Raw genomic sequence first — 17,021 nt, 5'->3', positions numbered from 1 at the left:
TTATTGATAAAATTTTCTGAAATAAATATTTTTCTTTCATTTGGCCATGCTATATATGTATTTTCTTCACTAAAATACACTTTCCCTTTTTATAATCTGACGAAACTGGAGGAATATATATGGCAAAACTTAAGAAGAACCCTTCAAAGGCTGGAATTAGCGCAGCTAGTGTAACTGGAAACGCAGGTCCGCATAACCACGGCGTGGAAAAAGGACGTCAAGGTAATAACCAACAATATAAAAAGCATAATATAGGCGAAAAATAACGCTATATTTTTGGGCAGAGAACGTGGCATAATGATTAATGGCTGCTTTTTCTGCCCAATTTATTTGTAACAAATGAGGGAATTATAATGAAACGAACAATAGTTATGATTGTAATGATTGCCACACTATTTACAGGGATGATTTTCTTCTCTTATGCACAAAGGCAACAATCTGTAAGAGCTGATCAACCTAATATTACTGGGCAATACGGAGTTACAATCGATGCAGACACAGGTGAAATTTTGTATGGGAAACGTGAAGACGAACGCTCTTATCCGGCTAGTATAGCCAAAATGATGACAACCCTTCTTTTACTAGAGAATGTAAAAGAAGATGAAGAAATTACAGTTACAGAAAACGCAATTAAAACAGAAAGTCAAAGTAAGAAAATTAAACTTCGTGCTGGAGAAAAATTAAAGCGTGATGAGGCATTAAAACTTATGCTTATCATTAGTGCAGATCCAATAGCTGAATCAATTGCAGAACATATTGCAGGATCAAAAAATGAATTTGTGAAAATGATGAATGCTAGAGCGAAGGAACTTGGTACAAAGCATGCGACTTTCAAAAACGCAAGTGGTGCTGATGCAATTGGGAATAAAGTGTCACCATATGACATTGCTATTATTACGAAAGAAGCATTAAAGTATCCAGTTGTTTTAGAATATATGAATTCAACGCGTACAACTCTACATACTTCAGAACGCTCTCCAAACATCGCAAACTACGGACGAGAAGAACTATATGACGATCCATATGCGATTGGAAGTAAAAGCGGTCTATCAGCACTTGGCAAATATACAGTCGTAACAGTGGATGAAAAAGACGGTAAACGTGTCATTAATGTTGTATTATCTTCTACCCGCAAGCAACTGTATCCTGATACGAAGAAAATGGCACATTATGCATTTCAGCAATTAAAATAACCAAGGAGTATTTTCTCCTTGGTTATTTTTTAACCATACCTTTTAATACGAACGCAACGTTTGCTGGACGCTCTGCTAGACGACGCATGAAATATCCATACCAGTCGTTTCCATAAGGTACGTAAACACGCATTTTGTAGCCTTCTTTTACTAGCTCAAGTTGACGCTCATTACGAATACCATATAACATTTGGAATTCAAATTGATCCCTTGGAATGTTGTGTTCTTCAGCAAGTTTTTTTGTATATTCAATAATCGCTTCGTCATGTGAAGCAATTGCAGTATAATTTCCATTTAATAAGTGCATTTTAATAATTTTTTTATAATTGTCATCTACATCTTTCTTGTCTGGGAATGCCACTTCTTCAGGTTCTTTATAAGCACCTTTTACAAGACGTAAATTAGGATTATAAGCATTTAAATCTTCAATATCTTTTTCTGTACGATATAGGTAAGCTTGAATAACAGTACCGATATTATCGTATTCAGATTTTAATTGTTTAAAGATATCAATTGTTTTACCACAGCGTGTATAGTCTTCCATATCAATGGTAACGAACACACCATTTTCTTTCGCCGCTTCTAAAATACGGCGCATATTGTTCATTACGATTTCATCAGAGATATCTAATCCCATAGAAGTCATCTTTAAAGAAAGCTGCGAATCAAGACCTTCTCTTCCAATTGCACGGATTGCTTCAATCGATTGGTTAGCCATTTCATTTGCTTCCGCTTCATTATCAACGAATTCCCCTAAATAATCGATTGTTACACAAAGTCCTTGCTTGTTCAATTGCTTAATAGCTGCTGTCGCTAATTCAATTGTCTCCCCTGCGACAAAGCGACCTGCACCAAAGCGTAAACCGTACTTTTTAGCCAGTTTTGTTAGCGCTTTATTTTTAGATAAGAAAAGAAACGAATTTCGCATTAATTGTTCCATGTAATTCACCCCTATGACTTGATTTATCTGTTTTTTACCCCTCTTCAAAATTATATCATTGTTTAAAATTATTGGATACAAATAATTATTTAGATAATTTATAAAATACTATAAAAACATTTAAAACCCTATATTTCCGCTTATAAATATACCTGAAATATTTTTCGACATTTAGAAAAATGGAGTTTACTAGGCATAAAATAGGCATGTCGAAAATATTCGACATGCCTATAAAACCCTTAATATTCCATGTAAATTATATAAGGATATTAATACAGAAAACTTACGATTATATTTCCCTCAAGTTTTTTATTGCTCATTTCGCTTCTCTTCATTCAGCCTTTTAATATCCGTAATTAACTGCACCATCTCTTCTTTCGCATCGGGATACGTCTCATTCCAATGCTTCACTAAAGCTGGCATCGTCTTCGCTATGTAAGAATAAAGTGCCCACTTCTGTACCTGTTCTTTTCTCTCTTCATTGCTCTCTCCAAGTAACAGTTCCGTGTATTTCTCTAACAACCCGTCAAATTGTTCGTTAAACTTTTCACTCATCTTATTTACCTCCTATATGAAAAAAGCAGCGAAAATCGCTGCTTTTCTTTATAATTTTGATCGAACAGAGTTTAATTTTTTCTCCATTGTGCTTACTTTATCACGACGATCATCAATACGAATTGTTGTTGCAACACGCTGTGCACCTTTCGTATATGGAACTTCATGCATTTGTTGAATTACTTCTAGAATGACAGGAAGATCTCCTTCAATAATTGTATTCATCGGTGTTAATTGATACTTCACGCGATCCGCATTTTTCTCTAGCACCTTTTGTACTTCTGCTACATATTCACTAACACTTGGATTACCTGTTCCTACTGGAATAATCGATACATCAACAATTGCCATAGTAGTCTTCCTCCTATAATCGTTTCTTATATATCCATTGTCTATTTTACCGAAATCCTCATCATTTTACTAATATGTTACTCTTCCACTTTAAACTGCTCGACTAATCTTTCTAAATCTCTCATATGTTCTGTCAAACTTTCCATCGTGTGAGCTACCTTTTCTAAATGATTCACCTGTGATTCCGTTGCAGCATGTACCTCTTCAGAAACAGCTGCACTTTCTTGACTCGTACCAGCAATTGTATGCATTACCGCTGTAATTTCCCCTTGCTCGTAACCTATGTTATGTACCTCTTCTACAATTTTTTCAACTGAAGTACTAATCGTATTTACGACTGACATAATTGTGCGGAACTCCATTTCCGCCTCTGTCGTCACTTTATTTTGCACATCTGCAATGTCTTTCAATTTACTTACAACTTCTACAACCCTTTTTACTTCTAATTGTACATCACCAATCATCGTTGTGATTTCTCCGGTTGCCTCTTTTGATTGTTCCGCTAATTTCCGAACCTCTTCAGCAACAACCGCAAATCCCTTACCTTGCTCACCTGCACGGGCAGCTTCAATCGATGCATTTAAAGCAAGTAAATTTGTTTGATCCGAAATGCCTTTTATAAGCTCAACAACATTTTGAATCGATCCAACTCTTTGTTCTAACTTATCCGATGCTTCTTCTGTATGAACAACAATCGACGATGATTGTCCCCTCGTACGGATTAAATTCCTCATTGTATTTAATCCTTGCTTAGATGCCTCTTCCGCTTTGCCAGCCACTCCTTTTATTTCACCAACGGAGCTATTCATTTGTTCCACTGACTCCGCCATATTCTCGAGCTGAGCTGAAACTTCATCCACACTATTCGCAAGAGTAGAAGCTCCTCCACTCACATCATCCATTGCTCCTGAAACTTCTCTACTAGCCGCTACTGTTTCATTCGTTAAATAGTGTAAACTATTCGTTGATTGTTGCACCGTTGATACGCTGTTTTTAATTTTACTTACCATTTCATTCATTTGTTCAACCATATCATTAAAGTGCTTAGTCAACTCTCCAACTTCATCTTTACTTGTCACTTTCATTCGCAGCGTTAAATCGCCTTCTGCTACTTTTTGCACGTGATTCTTTAATAGTTGCAGTGGTCTTGCTAATCTTCTTGAGAACAAGTAGGAAGCTACGATTCCAACTAATAAACTAATACATGCCATTATAATAACTGTATTTCTCGTACTATTTAATAGCCCATCGATCGTTTCTTTCGGATAAAAGATTCCTATCGTCCATTTCATCGTATCAAATGATTGACTGTAAACAACTACATCTTCACCTTTTATTGTAGTGACCGCATATTTTGTTACCTCTTTATTTAAGCTCTTTATAAGTGGCTCTTTAGAAACATCTTTTCCTATCTTTTCTGGATAAACAAGAGCCATATTTTTATCATTTATAATAAACATTTCTCCGTCATTATTGTATTGAATATTGTGAAGCAACTTCTGAATCGTCCCAAGCGATACATCCATCGCAACAACGCCTAATACAGATCCATCTTGAGCTGTAATTGCTTTAGAAACACCTACACTTAACTTTCCTGTTGCAATTTCATAAGAAGGTTGTCCCCAATGGACCTTTTTTACATCAGCCTCTGAATCTTTATACCATGGTCTTGTCGTTGGATCGTATCCTTCTGGCACTTGCCCACCTTCAGCAAGATTGGCACTTAATGTTTTTTTATCTTTCGTACCAATATATAAATCTAAAATACCAGGATGATTCTTTTTATACTCCGCAAACTCTTTCGTTAAAAACGCTTCCTCTTCTGGAGTAACCCCACCTTGAAGTATATTACGAATCATCTCACTGTTCGCGTAATACCCCATATCTTCATCCGTTCTTTGAACAAATGTCGTAAGTTGCTCTGTTACAAGATCCATCGCATTTTGAGAATACTCGTCTAAGGAACGCACTTCCTTTTCTTTCTGTAATTGATACACAGCTGTACCCAATATTACGAACATCATAGAAATAAGAACTGAAAACACTACCGCAATTTTTAAACGTAAACTTCTTAACATCTTCCCCCCAGCATCCCCTTCGCATTAAATTAAAATCTTATTAATCATTATATTAAGTATAATAGATAAAATTAAAAAATTGAAATTAATTCTCACCTTAATACAATTAGAAAACGGACTACCACTTGTGCAAAAACAAATAGTTCATTATCCTTAAAATATAATCTCATTCGTTCGGAGGGAACTATGTTACAAAAATTCGGTTTCTCACAATATGAAAGCCAAGCTTATGAAGTTGTCGTATCAAGCAATGAACCATTAGATGCTACAACAATTGTGAAGCATTCAGGTGTTCCAAAAGCAAAAATATATGAAGTGCTAGCACGCCTAATCGATAAAGGAATGGTAATGGATTCTGTTTCAGAAAAGAAAAAATTGTATACAGCATTACCACTAAAGCTAGCAATTGAAAAATTAACGACAGAATTCCAATCAAATATTAAAGAACTGGAAACAAATATATCAAAAAAATCATTTACAGATGACCGTGTGTGGAGCTTAAAAATGCAATCTTCTATTCGAGTTCAAAGTAAAGAACTCATTGAAAGTGCAAAAGAATCAATCCGCATTTCAGCTTGGAATGATACTCTTTTAGAATATCTTCCTTTACTAGAACAAAAAGCAAAACAAGGTGTTCAAATTGAATCCCTTATTGTTGGAGAAGTAGAAACAAACTTAGAAAACATGCATTTTCTAATCCCAGCTGAAGAACCTAATGCATTAGAGCGTTACTTGCTACTCATCGTTGACGATCGTGAAATTTTATTTGCTGGCGTAGAACAAGAGTCATGGCAAGCAATGAAAACAATGTCACAACCATTTGTAAAGTTCTTTACAGAATTTTTCTATCATGACGTTGCACTTGCAAAGATTACCCAGAAACACCATGACCTCTTTATGGAAGATGAGGAAATTAAGAGTTTGTTAATGAAATTAAGATACTAATTAAATAATAAAAAGGAGTCTAGTTTTTCACTTAGACTCCTTTTCGTTTTGTTCCTTTATCTCAATCAACAGCTCAATGATTTTCTCATTTTGCTCCACTTGTTTCTCTGAATTTTGATAGATGAAACGAACCCATCTAAGTGCAAAAATAATAAGAAACAAAGGGAGCATTGAAATTAGAAGACCAATAATTGAAAAATTCGTATACATATCCATCACCTCGCTATATACAACGTTCTCCATACATCTACTAAAACCTGCAATTTTTTACAAAAAAAAGAACCTATCAAACGATAGATTCTTCTTTTGCAAACTGAGTAGAACGTCCTCTTGTAATCGAGAAAATCGCACAAAGCAGAGCTAATATAATAAAGCCACCGCCTACCCAAGCGTTATATATAACAGATGATTTTTCAATAACAACTCCGCCTACTGTTGAACCGAGCGCAATCCCTAAGTGAAGGGCAGAGTTATTTAAACTTTGCTGAATACCAGCTGATTCTGGTGCAATTTCAATTAAATAGTTTTGTTGCGCTGGTGAAATCGCCCAGCTCAGCATACTCCAAAGTCCCATCATAATGATGAAGAGCGGGAATGAGAATGTCATTAATGGCAGTATGAAGATTGCACACGCAAATACGATAATGATAGAAATAATACTTTTCTTCGATCCCCATTTATCAGCAAGCCAGCCACCGAATCCGCCACCAATTACTGCTGCGATTCCGAAAATAAAGTAAAACACACTAATCCAGTTTGCTTCAACATGCATGACATCTTTTAAAAACGGTGTTAAATATGCATACAATGTTAAATGCCCTGTTAAAAACAAAAATGATGTTAACTGTGCACTTACAATTTTTTTATCTTTTAAAGTAGCAAGTTGTTCTTTTATTGATAATACCGATGTCGGTGGTACTTTCGTTAAGAATAATGAAATACAAGCAATTGCCATAACTGTTAATACCGAAATTAATACAAATGGTGCACGCCATCCGTATGCATTTCCGAGTACAAGACCAAGCGGTACTCCAAGTACAAGTGATCCACTAATTCCCATAAAAATGATTCCAATTGCACGCGCACGAAAATGCGGTTCTACTACACTAGAAGCAAGTGTTACCGATAGTGCAATAATTAATGAACCACTGGCCGCACAAATAACCCTTGAGAACATTAGCATTCCGTAATTCACACTAAATGCCGAAATAATATTTCCGATTAAGAAAATCGATAATGCTCCAACATACAATGTTTTTCTTTCAAACTTCCCTGTCAAAGCTAATAAAACTGGACCTGACAAAGCAAATACTACCGAAAATATTGTTATAAGCTGACCAGCTGCACTAATAGATACTCCTAAATCATTGGCAACTAAATCGAGCGTTCCTCCTATAATTAGCTCAACCGTTCCGACTACAAAAGCCGCGATAGCTAAAATATAAACACGAAAATTCAAGTCTTTCCCCACGCTTTCTATTTTGGTTACTACCATCATAGTAACCAAAATAGAAAGTGGAAGCAAGTACAATTTTTTTACAGTAAAAAAGGTAGGCGTATAATACGCCTACCTTTTTATCATTCTGTTTCTTTCTTCTTATTCAAGTACCAATACACCGGCAGTCCCGTAAATACAATTCCAATCGATAAGAAACAACTTACTGGATCGTTAATAATCGCACTACCAATTACAAATAACGAACCTAAAATCGCTACGATTGGTACGATTGGGAATAACGGTACACTATATGCACGCTCTTTATTCTTATTACGTTTTCTTAAAATGAAGACACCAATAAACGTCATTACATAGAAAATATAAATAATGAATACGGAAATCTCAGATAGCTTATTTGGATCACTAATAATCATTAAAATAATTCCTAAAATGATTTCAACAGTAATCGCATTTGCTGGTGTTTTAAATCTCGGACTTTCCTTTGCAATAAACTTAGAAAATGGAAGTTGTCCACGCTCTGCCATAGACATTGGGATACGTGGAAACGTTAAAATCTTTCCATTTAAACAGCCGAAAATAGAAACGATAATACCAATACTAATAATTTTTCCGCCATATTCTCCAAGTAACATGCCTGCAGCTGTCGCTGTTGCATTTTCTCCAAGGTCTACAATTTTTGCTGCTGGTAATACATTTAATAACGCCAAGTTAATTAATACGTAAGCAGCCGTTACGATTAAAATCCCTACTGTCATTGCTTTCGGTAATAACTTTGTTGGATTCTTCATTTCTCCACCAATCGAAGCAAGTAAAATCCAGCCGTCATAAGCAAATAACGTTGCTAAAATTGCCATACCGATACTTTGATTTTCCGATATCGGTACAACTACGTTAAAAATATCGCTATTCCCTTTCCAGAAACCTAGCACAACAATTAACACAATCGGAATCATCTTCCCAATTGTCGTGATTGTTTGAACGATACCTCCGTATTTTGTTCCCATACTATTTACAACGCCAAGGAACACAACCGTTCCAATTGCGATTGGTAAATTCCACACTTTATCTAAATAGAAAAAATTAATCATTAAAGAACTAAAGTATAAACCTAATGTTCCGATAATAGCAGGTCCATAAACAATTGTTTGCATCCAACCTGATAAATATCCCCAAAAACTTCCGTAAATCTCCTCTAAATACGTATACAACCCACCATTTTTCGGGATTTGCGCTCCAATTTCAGCTACTGTTAAACCACTTGCTAGCGTCAACAGACCACCAATTACCCAAGCAAGAATGGCCATATTAGAACTCCCCGAGTAATCTAATACGCTCCCTGGTTTCATAAACACACCAGATCCAATAATCGTTCCTACTACGATAGAAAGTGCTACTGTTAAACCAATTTTGTTCTTCTCATCATGATGCATGCTGCGTATCCTCCTTCCAATCCTAGTGTGATGCAAAAATGAAATAAAAAAACACTCCTCCCTAAAAAAGGGACGAGTGTTGTATTCGTGGTTCCACCCTTGTTTCAATTCGTAAAGTAATACACTTCACCAATTTCTCAAGTCTAAATAACGGTTTTTGCCGGCAAGCAATTACTAGATGCTCGTTCACTGCTGCAGTTCAGAGGTGGTAATCTATTTTTCCGTATTAGGAAGCTCACAGCCAAAGGCTTCCCTCTCTGGAAATCGTAAAAAATTGATCGTGTCCTCATCATCACTTCTTGATGTCGAATTTTGTAGTTATTGTTCATTATATTGAATTGTTAGAAAAAATCAATATATTTTTTATATAACATAGGAAATATTTATCTTCTTATATTATAACAGAAGCTGTAATATTTCTCTAATTCCCTCGTATCTTTGGAGCAGTGTAGCTGTAAAAATTATATCAGCGATTTTTCAAATATATCGATTTACCAACAAAAAACGCCAACAATAAAAGGAGGTCTTTCAAAAGAAAGCCCCCTCACGTCTGTACCTTTCGGTTGCCCACACGAAAGATACGACTTCATTCAATTATTTCTCATCTTTTTTCATAAAAAACTTATGGTGCGGTAAATCAACATTCAATGCCTCTAATTGTTTCTTTTCATTGTCTAAAATCGCTTTTGCTTTTGTTTTTGTTGCTTCATCTAATCCTGCAAAGATGTCTTCATGCTTCTCTTTCTCTGGAAGTTTCACACCTAATTTTGTTAATTCTTCTTTTGCTTGCTCATGCGTTAATTTTCCAGATTTCTTTTGCTCTAAAATTGACTTTGCTTTTGCTTTTGCCTGTTCATCTAAGTTAGCAAACATGTCTCCATGTTTACCTTTCTCCGGCATTTTCACGCCTAGCTTTGTTAATTCCTCTTTTGCTTGCTCATGCGTTAATTTTCCAGATTTCTTTTGCTCTAAAATCGACTTCGCTTTCTCTTTCGCCTGTTCATCTAAGTTAGCAAACATGTCTCCACGCTTACCTTTCTCCGGCATTTTTACGCCTAACTTTGTTAATTCCTCTTTTGCTTGTTCACGTGTTAGTTTTCCGGATTTCTCTTGCTCTAAAATTGACTTCGCTTTTTCTTTCGCCTGTTCATCTAATCCTGCAAACATGTCTTTACGCTTCTCTTTCTCCGGAAGCTTTACACCTAGTTCCTGTAACTGTTTCTTTGTATCGTCCATAATCGTTTTTACTTTTTGTTTTGTAGCGTCATCTAAATCTTTTTTCGCTGTTTTTGTCGCTTGCTCAGCTTTTGGAGTATTTGTTGCCGCGAATGCCGGAACACCGACTCCTCCAATGATTCCGAATGATAAAGCACCTGCAATCGCTAAATAACCAACTGTTTTCTTCTTCATAGGAAATTTCCTCCTTCATATTTCTAAAGCATGTACACTTTCGTATACAACGCCAATAGTAATATTGGTTTCTTAAAATTTCCTTAACGATTGAAATAAAAAACACCGCTCGTAATGAGCGGTGTTTCTCTATACTTTTTGTAATTGTAACTCTTCACGTTCCATTATTTTTCTTAATACAATTGTTTGTGTCATTGTAAATAAGTTACCTGTTATCCAGTACAACACAAGTCCTGATGGCGCCGCAAACCCCATAAATAGAATCATTGCTGGCATCATAATTTGCTGCATCTTTAGCATCTGCACTTGTTCTCCAGGTGTAATATTCGATTGGAAAACTTTCATCTGAATAAATGTCGTTAACGCTGCAATAATCGGTAATATATGATATGGATCTGCATGTCCTAGGTTCACCCATAAAAACGAAGATGTGCGAATCTCTTCCGTTCTGCTAATCGCATAATACAAAGCAGAGAAAATCGGCATTTGTATAAAAATTGGCCAGCAACCAGCAAGTGGATTCCAACCGCCTGATTTCATTAGTTCTGACATTTCTTTTTGATACTGCTTTTGTTTTTCAAGGTCTTTGCTTACATCACCGTATTTTTTCTTTAGCTTCTGCAATTCAGGTTGCATTTTCTTCATTTTCGCTTGGCTGCGATATTGCGAAACAGCTAATGGAATCATGGCTGAACGAATAACGAGCGTCATAATAATGATAGCAACCCCGAAGCTAGCTCCCGGTATATGATGAGCAACAAATTGAATCATATACGAGATTGGATATACGAAATAATGGTTCCATATCCCCGTACTATGTGAATCAATTGTGCCTGCATTACTGCAGCCAGATAAAACAAAAACAAGTACTACTGATAAACTAATGAGCGCAGCTCGGTATGATTTTAACATGTTCATTCCTCCAATGTTTCGTAATTATTTAGCGAAACATTGGTGTATACGGACCAACCTCATCATTCTCTTCACTTGATTCTTGTCTGCGTACGGAACGAATCATTCCATATTTATAAAAAATTGAAAATAGCGGTACATTTCCCGCACTATCTTCACATGTATCAACTAACGTAAAAGCTCTTTGTCTACCGCTTGATGCTTGTTGACGCACAAAGCGAGAAACATTAGCAAGGAAGAAAACTTCTAATAAGCAAAGTGCTGTCGTTACAAACGATATATATAGAATTGCATCCTGCAATAAAAATTCCATCGCTTCACATCCTTAATAAGGTCATTTTAGCACATCGGGCAAATATTCTCTATTTCCTTTTATTTTCAAAAAAAGTATTTTGCATATTTTCTCAAGAAAACAATAATTAAGAAACGTTGTATTCGCTTTCTTTAGCATATTCACACACATCAATGAATAGGCTTGATTTATTAGAAATTTATAAAATTTTTGTATTATAATAAAACTATTGCCAGTTTTTGAAAAAACCTTTATTCTCTTCTTGTAATCAAAAATGAATATGGAGATGAAACATACTATGGGTCAACTAGGAGACGCCGATTACGTTCCCGACACCGCCTTTTTATCCTTCCCAGCAGCTAAAACATTTCACTTAGAATTTATGATACAGTTGGTTGTTATTTTTATAGCTTCTATTTTGTATGCAATTTCTATGAATATGTTTTTTATCCCGCATAATATGATTAGCGGTGGATTCGCTGGTGTAGGGATGATTATCGGTTATTTAATGCACTACAATATCGGTGCACTTATCTTTTTACTAAACATTCCTCTTCTTATTTTAAGTCACTTTTACTTAGGCAAGAAGACAACCTTTTTAACAGCTTACTTTGTAGCTGTGTCATCGTTAGCGATGAACATTATCCCGGTACACCAAGTTTCAGACGATATTTTACTTTCTTCTGTATTCGGTGGTGTTATCTGCGGAGCAGCTTCAGGAATTATATTCCGATTTGCTTCTTCAACAGGTGGTTTTGATGTTGTTGGATTGATTGTAGCGAAATATCGAGATGTTTCAATTGGAGCAATCATATTTGTATTCAACTTAATCTTACTTGTAGCAGCAGGTTTTATTTTCGGATGGGATATTACACTTTATACGTTAATTAGTCGATTTGTAGTCAGCAAAGTTATCGACGCTGTGCATACGAAACATATTAAATTAACGATAATGACTATTACAGAAAAAGGCGAGGAAATAAAAAGCGCACTACTACATCACGGCATACGCGGGGTGACAATGGTAGACGCTGTCGGCGGCTATACAAACCATAAGAAAAAAATGATTTACACTGTCGTGACTCGCTATGAGTTAGGCGAAATGAAACGTATTATCCGTCAAGTGGATAACAAAGCATTTATGAACATTACTGAAACAGTTGAAATTGTCGGCCGTTTCAAACGCATATAAAACAGGTTAATAAATTAAAGGGCATAACATATTAGTCATATATAATATGTTATGCCCTTTGTTATTCAACTAACGTACCTTTTAGCATAATAAAATCACTAAGTTTATTACTACAAATCGGAGGATAGCATTCCATATACAATACTATCTGTCCATTCCTCTTTATTCCAAAAATCTTGTATGAAATGGGCTTCCTTTCTCATGCCTATTCGTTCACACAATTTTTGTGAAGCTGTATTACGTGCATCAAGATTAGCCTGTATACGATGTACATTACATTCATTAAATAATTTCAATACCAAACTACTTACTGCTTCTGTTGCCAAACCTCTCCCAGCTACTTCCTTTGCAAAACTATAACCAATCTCAACAGTGTCTTTCATATTTGTGTACCATACGGATAAATCACCAACTACTTTAGTTTTGTATATAACTGCCAAACTTAATATTGTTTCTTTAGTAAGTACATTATTTGCTAGCTTCTTATTAAATCTTTTCTGCATGTCTTCATGAGTCCACTTATTATGTAATAGGAACTTACATGTATCATCACTATTATAAATAGCAAATACATCCTGTAAATCAGTACTCTTAAAAGGTCTAATTATTAATCTTTCTGTTGTGAACTCCAAGTTAGCTCTCCTCCCTTACATTCATGCTATAAAACATTTTTTATAGTATTTAAGCCTCATTCTTAGATCTCACCTTGATTACATATTTCATCATAATAAATTAAAATCCTTCTTCCACTAAACTGCACCGTTAATGGTATTTCCTTACGCTTTTTATTTTTTACACTTATTACAAAATCAGATAATTCTATTATTATGTCCCTAAATGTGTTATAATGAAAGCAGACTCACAAAAAAAAGAGTATATAGACTTGGAAGTTTCTCTTATTTTACAAGCAAAAAGAAACGAACAGCCGGGTATATTTCAGACACCATACACGTAACGGTTTAAACAACCGATCATCTTAGTTACTCTTCAATGATCTTTTTATAAAAAGATACGTACAATTAAAACTCACTTCAATATACTATACCTACCTTTTTGACTTCCAAATCATCTTATTACATAGGGAGATGAACATATGAATCAATATATACGATATACAATAGCTGTCCTGTTTGCTATTATCGGCGGAACAATCTGCTTCTGGACAAACACTCAGCTTGGAGAGAATATCATCTTTAATGGAATCGAAACACTTGTAAGCGCTTCAATTTTAGGCGGATACATTTACTTCCTCTTCAATCCAGAAGAAAATGCTCAAAAAACAATGTTATTAACAATGATCGGAATCGTTGGTGGATGTATTTCCTACTCAATGACAAACTATACATTACCACTTCAATTAAGCTCAGCTTTCTTCCACGGTCTATGGACTTGGTTCATTGCATTCTGCCTAGCAGACGTATTCAACCTATTACAAGACACTGAAGAAGATAGCGGTCGTCAAATTGAAAGTAACTCTTAAGCTGGAAGATACTCTTCCAGCTTTTTATATTGTTTTGCATATCCCCGCATCACGATAAAAAGAAGTTACCCTCACGGCAACTTCTTTCTCACATACCCCATCCAGTACCAACCGGATTATATCAGCGATTCTCCATATATATCGGCGATTTCTCCACTTATATCAGCGATTTTTTCATTATATCGACCATTCGACACAGGATATCGACTTACCGGCAATTTTCGGCAACCTATTTATGCTCTATACCCTGCCACTACAATAAAAAGAAGCTACCCAACGGCAACTTCTTTTCCACATACCCCACTTCGTATTCACTAAAATATATCAACGATTTCTCAAATATATCGATCATTTCTCCACTTATATCAACGATTTTTTCATTATATCAACGGTTCAACACAAGATATCGATTTAACGACAACCTTCGACACTCGAAACGCACAATATACCCTATCCCCCAAGCAACTTACTGCCGAACTCTACGATTAAAAAGATAATTAATAGGATCGCGAGTATCTTTAATGCTACATATGCCACTTTAAAAACAACATAAATGAGCAAGACTATCAAAATAATTGATAAAATTTCCATATTTACTTCCTCCAAGCTTTGCTCTTCTTATCTCATTTTACTCGCCCCAGGCTATTTATGGAACGGCATAAGATGACATATAAAAAAGAGGATACCTCATCCATCGTAAGATACCCTCACCTTCAACTGCTCAAACCATTCTCTTTCTAATTGTAAATATCCAATCTCACTCTTCTCGGCGCTCTTTAATTCTTTATCAGCTTTCTTCATATAAGTATGGGAAGCTTCTAGATCATTCTCTAAATATTTGATAATTCCTTGTGTACGATAATATCCGTTTAAGTCCATTTTTGTAATAGCCTTTGCATGTTCCTTTGCTTCTTGCAAAGAAAGACTATCCATCTCATAAAGGGCTTTATATAAAAGATACCAACTATGAAAACTACTAACGAAAAACTTATTTTCTTTCGTTACAGGTAGTTGAACAATTCTTTCTATATACGGTATCGCTCTTTCCATTCCCTCTTGATCTGCACGAGCAAAAAAGACAAGCATAAGTCTACTCATTATCTCTCTTATCCCTTTATTCTCTTTTATTTTCTCCTCACTCAATTCTACTAATCTTTCATCCCAATCTTTCGGTCTTTTATAACTAAATAACTCACTCGATATTTGAATCTCATATAAATGATTTCTAGCTCTTTCATCATCTTTAATTAAAATAAGAAATTGCATCCCATCACTCATAAGCGTTCCTTTTATCGGCACAATTGTAACCGCAAAGATTGCAAAATGGAAAAAGGAAAAATATAAAAGATATTGATAATAACTCACCATGTATATGTAACCGGAAGTAATACCAAACAGTAAACTCGTAATCGGTCCACCTAAAGTGAGCCATGCCCACTTTTTCGAAAGATTCGGTGTCTCTATAGAAGGTGGTACTAGTGTTGCAACGCCTCCAAAGTAAGCCCATAATTTATTTTCTCGAATGCGTAATTTTCCCTTTTCTTTTTGAATAGTAATGGGTCCTACTGTCATAAATTTAAATGTTAAACCACCTATTACACCAAATACTACATGTCCTAGCTCATGAATGGCTAACACTAATAAAAAAATTCCAACTATTGCCCATAGGTTCAAAATTACTTCTAATTTCCCAGCTCGGATTACTCCGTATAAAATGGACAGAATTAGCGCCACTGTCATTGAGCCAGCTGGCCTTCTTAAAATATCCACCTTTTTCTCCCCTTAATAAATCATTTTCCTCTGCATTTCGTACATGAACTTCCCAAGATGCAATATCCAAATAAATGAGATTAAGCCAATTAATACAAAATCGATATTACTAGCAGCTGTATATATAACGGCAGCCCACCATACATATGCCAATATTGTATTCGTAAATTCATATGCTTTATATCCAGCCTCATGCACAATGTGCTTTAATCCTTCATCTGCGTTTTTCGTCCACATTTTCATAGATTCCATATACGTTACACCTTGTTCAGGATATAGCTTATTATAACGATTTTTTGTTATGAGTCCGATAATTACTACAGTAGTTAAACAAGCAATAGAAGCTACTAAATTCCACACCGCAAATGAAACATTTGTATCCTGCAACAGTGCACGTCTACATGTAATAACTGCATATACAAACCATGCCTGCGTAACTATATCACCTACACGTAAATATATACTTATAATGCCTAATTTTCTGCCTTGTACGCTCTCTTCTTCATCGCGTGCCTCTGCTAACATACGTGTATTCTTCCAAGTATAGTACATCATTAAAATTCCAAAAATAGTACATATACCCATAAATGTATTGGATGATAATTTTCTCGGTTCATCCGAGAGTAAATTTAAAGCTATATAAGACGTTAAAAATCCTCCTATCATACTTAATGCTATTTTCCCCACAGAATCAAATTGTTTTTTTCGCTTACTCTTCATCGTCCTCTTCCCCCTCTACTAACGTAAATATTTCCTCCACCGGTACATTGAAAATTTGTGCGATTTTTAACGACAATACGATAGATGGTGCATAATCCCCACGCTCAATTAAACTAATCGTTTGCCGTGATGATCCAATCGCTTTCCCTAAATCCCCTTGTGATAAACGATGCTTTGCTCGCAATTCCCTCACTCGATTTTGAAGCTTCATGTCTTCCCTCTTTTTCATTTATTTAATTAAAATTGTAAATAATATCCTTATATTTGTCAATTATAATTGTCATTACGACTATA

At 35.3% G+C, this 17,021-nt stretch carries 20 protein-coding genes and 1 other annotated feature; of the genes, 5 read left to right on the top strand and 15 right to left on the bottom strand.

All coding sequences use genetic code 11. The features are described from left to right. The first annotated feature begins 119 nt into the window (after window positions 1-119). Together AU379_RS19845 and AU379_RS19840 are read left to right on the top strand one after the other, a co-directional pair. Window positions 120-266, top strand: coding sequence for a YuzL family protein (locus AU379_RS19845; protein WP_033697523.1), 147 nt, complete (start codon window positions 120-122; stop codon window positions 264-266). A gap of 87 nt (window positions 267-353) precedes the next feature. Beyond that, on the top strand, window positions 354-1,193 hold the full coding sequence (locus tag AU379_RS19840) for a serine hydrolase (protein WP_044584961.1): 840 nt from the start codon (window positions 354-356) through the stop codon (window positions 1,191-1,193). Window positions 1,194-1,215: 22 nt separating this feature from the next. Here AU379_RS19840 and AU379_RS19835 read toward each other — a convergent pair whose 3' ends face one another. The 4 genes from AU379_RS19835 to AU379_RS19820 all read right to left on the bottom strand — a co-directional run bounded on the left by AU379_RS19835 (window position 1,216) and on the right by AU379_RS19820 (window position 5,117). Beyond that, the gene (locus AU379_RS19835; RefSeq protein ID WP_000436772.1) at window positions 1,216-2,133 is read right to left on the bottom strand and encodes a proline dehydrogenase; all 918 of its coding nucleotides are present in this window, start codon (window positions 2,131-2,133) and stop codon (window positions 1,216-1,218) included. A 309-nt stretch (window positions 2,134-2,442) separates the two neighbouring features. After that, entirely contained in the window at window positions 2,443-2,688 is a 246-nt protein-coding gene (locus AU379_RS19830) for a YusU family protein (protein WP_001290594.1), read from the bottom strand. Window positions 2,689-2,736: 48 nt separating this feature from the next. Further along, complete coding sequence (locus tag AU379_RS19825) at window positions 2,737-3,039, bottom strand: MTH1187 family thiamine-binding protein (RefSeq protein WP_001018860.1); 303 nt, start codon at window positions 3,037-3,039, stop codon at window positions 2,737-2,739. A 77-nt stretch (window positions 3,040-3,116) separates the two neighbouring features. After that, the gene (locus AU379_RS19820; protein WP_030029149.1) at window positions 3,117-5,117 is read right to left on the bottom strand and encodes a methyl-accepting chemotaxis protein; all 2,001 of its coding nucleotides are present in this window, start codon (window positions 5,115-5,117) and stop codon (window positions 3,117-3,119) included. Window positions 5,118-5,303: 186 nt separating this feature from the next. Between AU379_RS19820 and AU379_RS19815 the strand changes: the two genes are divergently transcribed. After that, entirely contained in the window at window positions 5,304-6,062 is a 759-nt protein-coding gene (locus tag AU379_RS19815; protein WP_000939480.1) for a TrmB family transcriptional regulator, read from the top strand. Window positions 6,063-6,089: 27 nt separating this feature from the next. On the opposite strand, the gene AU379_RS19810 is transcribed toward AU379_RS19815, so the two are convergent. The 6 genes from AU379_RS19810 to AU379_RS19785 all read right to left on the bottom strand — a co-directional run bounded on the left by AU379_RS19810 (window position 6,090) and on the right by AU379_RS19785 (window position 11,586). Further along, the gene (locus tag AU379_RS19810; RefSeq protein WP_000288470.1) at window positions 6,090-6,272 is read right to left on the bottom strand and encodes a hypothetical protein; all 183 of its coding nucleotides are present in this window, start codon (window positions 6,270-6,272) and stop codon (window positions 6,090-6,092) included. Between the two features lie 76 nt (window positions 6,273-6,348). After that, window positions 6,349-7,533 carry an MFS transporter gene (locus tag AU379_RS19805; RefSeq protein ID WP_033697573.1) on the bottom strand — a complete coding sequence of 395 codons (1,185 nt, stop codon included), beginning with the start codon at window positions 7,531-7,533 and terminating at the stop codon, window positions 6,349-6,351. A 107-nt stretch (window positions 7,534-7,640) separates the two neighbouring features. Continuing rightward, entirely contained in the window at window positions 7,641-8,951 is a 1,311-nt protein-coding gene (locus tag AU379_RS19800; protein ID WP_000546312.1) for an amino acid permease, read from the bottom strand. Between the two features lie 65 nt (window positions 8,952-9,016). After that, window positions 9,017-9,253 (bottom strand) — a binding site (T-box leader). Window positions 9,254-9,545: 292 nt separating this feature from the next. After that, window positions 9,546-10,361, bottom strand: a complete 816-nt coding sequence (locus tag AU379_RS19795; protein WP_058839407.1) for a hypothetical protein — start codon at window positions 10,359-10,361, stop codon at window positions 9,546-9,548. 129 nt (window positions 10,362-10,490) lie between these two features. After that, window positions 10,491-11,273, bottom strand: a complete 783-nt coding sequence (locus AU379_RS19790; protein WP_061139656.1) for a membrane protein insertase YidC — start codon at window positions 11,271-11,273, stop codon at window positions 10,491-10,493. A 28-nt stretch (window positions 11,274-11,301) separates the two neighbouring features. After that, complete coding sequence (locus tag AU379_RS19785; RefSeq protein WP_000394934.1) at window positions 11,302-11,586, bottom strand: hypothetical protein; 285 nt, start codon at window positions 11,584-11,586, stop codon at window positions 11,302-11,304. 277 nt (window positions 11,587-11,863) lie between these two features. Between AU379_RS19785 and AU379_RS19780 the strand changes: the two genes are divergently transcribed. Further along, the gene (locus tag AU379_RS19780) at window positions 11,864-12,757 is read left to right on the top strand and encodes a YitT family protein (RefSeq protein ID WP_000530044.1); all 894 of its coding nucleotides are present in this window, start codon (window positions 11,864-11,866) and stop codon (window positions 12,755-12,757) included. 110 nt (window positions 12,758-12,867) lie between these two features. Here the strand turns inward: AU379_RS19780 and AU379_RS19775 are convergent, their stop codons facing one another. Next, on the bottom strand, window positions 12,868-13,389 hold the full coding sequence (locus tag AU379_RS19775) for a GNAT family N-acetyltransferase (protein ID WP_000397306.1): 522 nt from the start codon (window positions 13,387-13,389) through the stop codon (window positions 12,868-12,870). Window positions 13,390-13,850: 461 nt separating this feature from the next. On the opposite strand from AU379_RS19775, the gene AU379_RS19770 reads away from it, so the two are divergent. Further along, window positions 13,851-14,237, top strand: a complete 387-nt coding sequence (locus AU379_RS19770; RefSeq protein WP_001077776.1) for a DUF3938 domain-containing protein — start codon at window positions 13,851-13,853, stop codon at window positions 14,235-14,237. 450 nt (window positions 14,238-14,687) lie between these two features. On the opposite strand, the gene AU379_RS29465 is transcribed toward AU379_RS19770, so the two are convergent. The 4 genes from AU379_RS29465 to AU379_RS19755 form a co-directional block, all read right to left on the bottom strand. Beyond that, window positions 14,688-14,828, bottom strand: coding sequence for a DUF3985 family protein (locus tag AU379_RS29465; protein WP_000404758.1), 141 nt, complete (start codon window positions 14,826-14,828; stop codon window positions 14,688-14,690). Between the two features lie 96 nt (window positions 14,829-14,924). Then, window positions 14,925-15,977, bottom strand: a complete 1,053-nt coding sequence (locus tag AU379_RS19765) for a site-2 protease family protein (RefSeq protein ID WP_061139671.1) — start codon at window positions 15,975-15,977, stop codon at window positions 14,925-14,927. A gap of 42 nt (window positions 15,978-16,019) precedes the next feature. Continuing rightward, window positions 16,020-16,727, bottom strand: coding sequence for a DUF3169 family protein (locus tag AU379_RS19760; RefSeq protein WP_061139655.1), 708 nt, complete (start codon window positions 16,725-16,727; stop codon window positions 16,020-16,022). Beyond that, window positions 16,717-16,938, bottom strand: a complete 222-nt coding sequence (locus tag AU379_RS19755) for a helix-turn-helix transcriptional regulator (protein ID WP_000776168.1) — start codon at window positions 16,936-16,938, stop codon at window positions 16,717-16,719. Before AU379_RS19755 ends, AU379_RS19760 begins: the two co-directional genes overlap by 11 nt. Between the last annotated feature and the right edge of the window lie 83 nt (window positions 16,939-17,021).

This window comes from Bacillus sp. JH7 (genome assembly GCF_001563515.1).
Classification (GTDB): Bacteria; Bacillota; Bacilli; order Bacillales; family Bacillaceae_G; genus Bacillus_A; species Bacillus_A cereus.
This window is presented reverse-complemented; position numbering and strand designations above follow the sequence as displayed.